Source organism: Umezawaea sp. NPDC059074, from assembly GCF_042738955.1.
GTDB lineage: Bacteria > Actinomycetota > Actinomycetes > Mycobacteriales > Pseudonocardiaceae > Umezawaea.
In genome coordinates this window covers 1-6,312 of sequence record NZ_JBHYHC010000252.1, presented here as the reverse complement: position 1 = coordinate 6,312, position 6,312 = coordinate 1, and the positions used below count along the sequence as shown (strand labels likewise).

The window sequence follows — 6,312 nt, the reverse complement described above, 5'->3', positions numbered from 1 at the left end:
TCGGGCCAAAAGGCAGTGCCCCAAAGCCCTGCCCGATCTCCAATTTTAAGGCCGAAATCCCCAAGTAAAATCGGCCACGGCTGCGGGCGGCCCGTGGCGTTCCGTAGCAGGTCAACAGGCGACCCCCAGTCCCGTAAGTAGGCGCCATGCTTCTGCTGGACGCGTCGGTTGTTCGCCGGTCTTGTAAGTAGGCGCCATGCTTTTGCCGGGCGCGTCGGTGGTTTGCCGGTCGTCCGCCGGTCTCGTAAGTGGGCGCATGCTTCTGCCAGGCCCGTCGGTAGTTCGCCAGTCGTCTGCCAGTCGTCCGCCTGTCCTGTCGTTGGTCGCCCGCCAGCTGCCGGTTTCCCTGTCTGCCCTGCCACCCTGTGTCGTCACCTGGGCGTCCCGCTGCCCCAAGCCGCCCCCTCCCTCCCCCTGAGTTCTGAGACGCTCCGTCCTTCCTCCTCCCTCGGGGTCCACAGGGGACTGCCCTGGGCGTTCGTCCTCGTCAGGGTGGTTTTCGCTGGTCGACACCCTGTCGAATCCCGTCTGCCGCTCGCACTGATCGGTGCGGGCAGGGGTAGGGGGGCCTAGGGGACTGGTCAGGGGTTTCCTACCGGAACATCGTAATAATACTCTTGTCCCAGTTGGACTTGCTGGGACTTGCTTTGGACTTGTTTATCAGTGGAGAGATGACTCTTCAGCAGGGCAGTGCATTCACGAATTACTTCTTGCTGCGAGCAGTGCGCCCTTGTGGCTCCTCCGCGGCCCCGTGAGCAAGAGGAAGGAGGAGTGTCGCTGATGACCGCGAAACTCTTCTCGACCGACTCGGTGCAGACCTTTCCCGAGTTCGAGCAGAACGCCCTGCGCGTGGCCGACGTGTTGGGTGAGAACGGTATCGGTCACGGCTGTCGGGTGATGCTGAAAGCGGGCAACTCGGCGGGATGGGTCGTGACGCTTCTTGCGCTGATGCACGTCGGGGCGTCGATCGTGATGGTGGACAGCCAGGAGCGGGCCGAGCAGACGCGGCGGATCGCGGACCAGGCGGGCGTGAAGATGTGCCTGGTCGACGAGGACGCGCCGTTGGACGCCGAGGAGAGCAAGGTCTTCATCTACGAGCTGCTCGTCGCGGCGGCGAACCGCACGCCGTTGCGGGACCGGCTCGACTTCACCGAGTGGTGCGAGCGGCCCGACGGGCTGATCATGTGGTCGTCCGGGTCCACCGGGACGCCGAAGGGGATCGTGAAGTCCGGCGGGAAGTTCCTGGAGAACCTCCGGCGCAACGCGGCCCAGGTGGGGCATCGGCAAGGGGACGTGCTGATGCCCCTGCTGCCGTTCTCGCACCAGTACGGGCTGTCCATGGTGCTCATCGCGTGGCAGGAGCGGTGCTCGCTGGTCGTCGCCCCCTACCGGCGCATCGACCGCGCGCTGGTCATGGCCGGGCAGACCGGCGTCACGGTCCTGGACGCGACCCCCTCCACCTACCGCAGCCTGCTCAACATCGTGGAGAAGCGGCCCGAGGCCGGGCTCAACGTCGACACGGTGCGGATGTTCTGCAGCGGCGCCGCCCCGCTCGACCCGTCGCTGACCAAGGCGTACGTCGACAAGTTCGGCCTCCCCCTGCTGGACAGCTACGGCAGCACGGAGATGGGCAACGTCTCCTTCGCCACCCCGGACAACCCCGTCGCGACCGGCAAGGCCATGGAGGGCCTGGAGATCAAGGTCGTGGACGACGACGGGCACGAGGTGCCGGTCGACCAGATCGGCGAGGTCCTGGTCAACACGCCCGACGTGATGGAGGGCTACCTGGCCGAGGACGGGACGCTGGTGCCGCACACGCAGCAGTGGTTCCAGACCGGCGACTTCGGGAAGCTCGACGCCGAGGGCAACCTGTCGGTGTTCGGCCGCAAGTTCGCCGTGACGCGGATGGGCTACACGCTCTACCCGGAGATCATCGAGCGCAAGGTCGCCGAGAAGGGCTGCTCCGCCAAGGTCGTGTCCGTGCCGGACGAGCGCCGCGGGTGCCAGCTGGTGTTCTTCGTCGAGGACGCCCTGGACCGCGAGCCGCACTTCTGGCGCGAGCTGCTCGGTGAGCTGCTGCCCGTCTACGAGCGTCCGAACCGCGTGTACGTGCTGGAGAACTTCCCCCTCAACCGCAACGGCAAGCCCGACCGGCTGCACCTGGAGCAGCTGGCACTGGCCGAGGTCCCCGACGGCGCGAGCGTCTGAGGAAGAACGGGGAACCAACCGACATGGAGAACACGCAGAGCGCCCCGCACGAGACACCGGCAGAACAGGGGCTCACCGCGATCGTGTTCCCCGGCATGGGACCGTGCAACTTCGCCGACGTCGGCAGGTACATGGTGCTGGACCGCTACGCCCGCCGTCGCCTCGCCGAAGCGGACGAGGCGCTGGGTTACTCGGTGCTGCAACGCTTCCGCGCCACCGACCACGAGTACTCCGAGGCGACGCAGATCGCGTTCCTGATCAACTCGGTCGCGCTGGCGGACCGGGCGGTGGACGCGATGGGGCTCGACCCCGACCTGTGCGTCGGGCCGAGCTTCGGGCAGAAGGCGGCGACCGCGTTCGTCGGGTCGCTGCCGTTCGGCGACGTCGTGCGGATGACGGCCGAGCTCGCCCGGTGCGAGGAGGAGTTCTTCGCCACGGAGTACTCCGACGTCATCACGCAGTCGTTCGTCCGCACCTCCGAGGAGCGGACGAAGGAGATCCTCGCGGAGATGGAGGCCCGCGGCGAGTGGTACGAGATCTCCGGCTACCTGGACGACGACTTCTACTTCGTCTCGGTGCGCGAGTCCTCTTTGGACTTCTTCAAGTCGCGCATCCGGGACGCGGGCGGGTACTCGATGTACTCGATGCGCCCGCCCGTGCACGCCCGTGCGTTCTCGGCCCTGCGCCGCAAGGCCGAGGACGAGGTCTTCGCCCGCTACGACATCGCCGCGCCGCGGCTGCCCGTGATCGCCGACCAGAACGGCACGACGGTCACCGACGCGGACGCCATGCGCACGATGCTGCTCGACACGTTCGACCAGCCCATCAACTGGCCGGACGTGGTCTCCGCGCTGCGTCGCGGGGGCGTCACCGACCTGTGGTTCACCGGTGCCGACAACCTGTTCCACCGCCTGGACTGCACGACCAAGAACTTCCGAGTGACGGCCGTGACCCCCAAGACCGCGCTGCGTCCGGAGAAGTAGAACAAGCAGGGAGAGCACATGATCGACCAGGAATGGCCGCACCGGTTCCGCTCGACGATCAACCCCCCGCGTGAGCCGGGTCCCATCGACCTGCGCCGCAACTACGCGCAACCCGCCTACACGGGCATCGGCACGTTCATGAACGTGCCGATCTGCCTCGACCAGGCGGACTTGCGCGCCGGCAACGTGGACGTGGCCGTCATGGGCGTGCCGCTGGACCAGTCCGTCGGTCACCGCGGCGCGGCCTTCGGCCCCAGGGCGATCCGCACCGAGGAGCGCTACCTCTTCAACAACTACGAGGACTTCGTCCACTCGGCCACCAGGGTCCGACCGTTCCAGCTGCTCAAGGTCGTCGACTACGGCGACGCCCCGGTCGACACGTTCAGCAACGAGCGGTCGATGCCGCCGATCCGCGAGATGGTCAAGGAGATCGCCGAGACCGGCGCCGTCCCGATCGTCCTGGGCGGCGACCACACGCTGCTGTGGCCCAGCGCCGCGGCGCTCAACGAGGTCCACGGCGCGGGCAGCGTCGCGGTGGTGCACTTCGACGCGCACCCGGACTGCCACGCCGAGGTCCACGGCAACAAGGTCAGCCACACCACCCCGATCTACCGGCTCATCGAGGACGAGAAGTTCCCCGGTTCCAACATCATTCAGATGGGCCTGCGCAGCCCGTCGGCCCCCGACGACGAGCAGTTCAACTGGATGCGCAGGCAGGGCATGAAGTCGCACTTCATGGCCGAGGTGGAGCGCGTCGGCATCGACGCCGTCATCGACAAGCTCATCGTCGACGTGTCCCACGTGCCGAACGTCTACCTGTCGCTCGACATCGACGTCCTCGACCCCGCCTACGCCCCCGGCACCGGCACCCCCGAGCCGGGCGGCCTCACCACCCGCGAGCTGTTCCCCGCCCTGCGCAGGCTCGCCCACGAGACCAACGTCGTCGGCATGGACGTGGTCGAGGTTGCCCCGCACATCGATCCCGGCTACTCCACGGCGCTCAACGCCCGGCGCGCGGTCCTCGAGGTCCTGACCGGCCTGGCCATGCGCCGCATGCAGATCTCCAGCAGCAACTACGTGAACCCGATCGTCTCCGGTCAGGTCAAGTTCCCGATGCGGTGACCGTCGACCCTCGACGACGAAAGGCGACAGCCGTGAGAGTTCTGAGCAGCATCACCGGCTCCCAGGGGCACGCGCGGGACATGCTCCCGCTGATCCGCGCCATCGCGGACGCGGGCCACGACGTCCTGGTGGCCCTGCCGCCCTCGCTGGCGCACATCTACGAGATCGAACGCGTGCGCGTGGCGGCCGTGCTGCCCGAGATGCACGACTCGATCATGGCGGTGGTGAAGGAGGGGACCGAGAAGCGGATCCGCGAGGCCGCCGAGACCGGGCGTCCGGTGGCGCCGCCGCCGGAGCTGACCGCGTTCGACGAGATGCTCGTGATGGCCGGTGGACCGCACATCACGCCCACCTACCACGCGATCATGGCGCTGGCCGTGGAGTTCGACCCCCAGCTGATCGTCCGCGACTCGGCGGAGATCGCCGCGACCCTCGTCGCGGAGCAGCTGGGGCTGCGCTACATCTGCGGGCCGTCCGGCGCGGGCGACATGGTCGACCCGGTCCGCCTGGTCGACCTGCTGAACGAGCGCCGGGCCGAGATCGGCATCCCGGCCGCGCACGACCCCGCCGCCCTCTACCGGTACGGGCGGTTCGACTCCGTGCCGGAGCGCTACGGGTTCGCCGCGTTCGACGTGCCCTACGCGATCCGCTACCGGCAGTCGCCGATCGTCGCGCGCGACGAGGTGCTGAGCCGGGAGATCATCGACCTGCCCACCGACAAGCCGCTGGTCGCCGCGGCGATGGGGACCGTGCTGCTGCAACTGCGGGAGTTCTTCCAGTTCGGCCCGCCGCAGGACGAGGACCCGTCGAAGGTGCTGCTCCAGGCCATCGCGGGCGGCCTGTCGTCGCTCGACTGCTACGCGGTGCTGGCCACCGGCGGCCTGTCGATGGAGGGCATCGAGGTCGGCGACAACGTCCTCGTGGTCGAGCGCATGGCCCAGCCGCTGCTGCTCCAGTGCGCCGACCTGTTCCTCACCCACGGCGGCTACAACAGCATCCGCGAGTCCATGTTCGGCGGCACGCCGATGGCCGTGCTGCCGCAGTTCGGCGACCAGCCGTTCCACGCGGACCTCTTGCAGAAGATGAACCTGGGCCGAGTGGTCCCGGAGACGACCGCCAAGTCGGTCCACGACACGTGCCGCACGGTCCTCGACGACCCCGCCATCACCCAGGAGGTCCGCCGGGCCCACCGGGAGATGCTGGCCCTGCCGAGCGTCGACACCGTCGTCCCGCACCTGGAGTCCCTGGCCCTGCCCTAGGGGCTTCACCCACGAAGCCGGCACCCGTTCTCGGGTGCCGGCTTCGTGGCGTCAGAGGAACGTTCGGGGAATGGGAAGAATGCGCGAAGAAAAGCGCCGGAGCGGGTCGCGATCCCGGTCCGGCGCTTTTCGGCTGTGGAGTGCTACTTGACCACGACCAGGCTCGCCAGAATGCTGCCGTCGACCTGGACGCCGACGACGTCGACCTTCACGCCCGCCTTGAGCGTGCCGGTGACGACGGTCGCGCCGTGGACCTTCACGGTCACCGTGCCGGTGCCCAGCTTCACGGTCAGGTCGCCCTGGGCCTTGACGTCGACCACGACGCCCGCCTTGACGGACACCGAGACCTGGCTGCTCACGGACGCGCTGGGAGCCGTGCTCGCCATCGCGGTGCCCGCACCGGCGCCGAGGACGGCGGCCGCGGCGATGACGCCCGCGAAGAAACGCTTGGTGGTGATGCGCATGATCGGCTCCATTCGGTCGAAAACAGGGGGAGTGTTTTCCATCGGGGTGAAGGACGAAAGCGGATGAGGGTTGTGGCAGCCTTTGCGTTCTCCCGCTGCCGGTATTCCGCTTTCGTCCTGGCATTAGTCTGCACCGGTTGGTCTATTCGGAGCAACCCCTAACCGGAAAGCGCATTCCTGACGGTCGCTCACGTCTCGAACAGGGGTGCGGACTGGAGTATCCGAACCGCGTCTCAGTCGTTGGCGAGCGAATCGACCGCACGAAAAAGGGGTCCC

At 67.9% G+C, this 6,312-nt stretch carries 5 protein-coding genes; 4 read left to right on the top strand and 1 reads right to left on the bottom strand.

Translation table 11 applies throughout. The features are described 5' to 3' along the window. Window positions 1-780 precede the first annotated feature (780 nt). The 4 genes from ACFWW9_RS45500 to ACFWW9_RS45485 are packed head-to-tail and all read left to right on the top strand — an operon-like array spanning window position 781 to window position 5,572. Complete coding sequence (locus ACFWW9_RS45500) at window positions 781-2,208, top strand: class I adenylate-forming enzyme family protein (protein WP_390389785.1); 1,428 nt, start codon at window positions 781-783, stop codon at window positions 2,206-2,208. Window positions 2,209-2,231: 23 nt separating this feature from the next. Further along, window positions 2,232-3,191, top strand: coding sequence for an ACP S-malonyltransferase (locus ACFWW9_RS45495; protein WP_390389783.1), 960 nt, complete (start codon window positions 2,232-2,234; stop codon window positions 3,189-3,191). Window positions 3,192-3,209: 18 nt separating this feature from the next. Then, window positions 3,210-4,313 carry an agmatinase gene (speB, locus tag ACFWW9_RS45490; RefSeq protein WP_390389782.1) on the top strand — a complete coding sequence of 368 codons (1,104 nt, stop codon included), beginning with the start codon at window positions 3,210-3,212 and terminating at the stop codon, window positions 4,311-4,313. A gap of 32 nt (window positions 4,314-4,345) precedes the next feature. Beyond that, window positions 4,346-5,572 (top strand): glycosyltransferase, encoded by a 1,227-nt coding sequence (locus tag ACFWW9_RS45485; protein ID WP_390389781.1) that lies wholly within the window; start codon window positions 4,346-4,348, stop codon window positions 5,570-5,572. Between the two features lie 143 nt (window positions 5,573-5,715). On the opposite strand, the gene ACFWW9_RS45480 is transcribed toward ACFWW9_RS45485, so the two are convergent. Further along, a complete protein-coding gene (locus tag ACFWW9_RS45480) occupies window positions 5,716-6,036 on the bottom strand; it encodes a hypothetical protein (RefSeq protein ID WP_390389779.1) in 321 nt (106 codons plus the stop codon). Window positions 6,037-6,312 lie beyond the last annotated feature (276 nt).

Coding starts and splice junctions, on each gene's coding strand:
- ACFWW9_RS45480 (WP_390389779.1), bottom strand. CDS start 6,036: ATGCGCATCACCACCAAGCGTTTCTTCGCGGGCGTCATCGCCGCGGCC.
- ACFWW9_RS45500 (WP_390389785.1), top strand. CDS start 781: ATGACCGCGAAACTCTTCTCGACCGACTCGGTGCAGACCTTTCCCGAG.
- ACFWW9_RS45495 (WP_390389783.1), top strand. CDS start 2,232: ATGGAGAACACGCAGAGCGCCCCGCACGAGACACCGGCAGAACAGGGG.
- speB (WP_390389782.1), top strand. CDS start 3,210: ATGATCGACCAGGAATGGCCGCACCGGTTCCGCTCGACGATCAACCCC.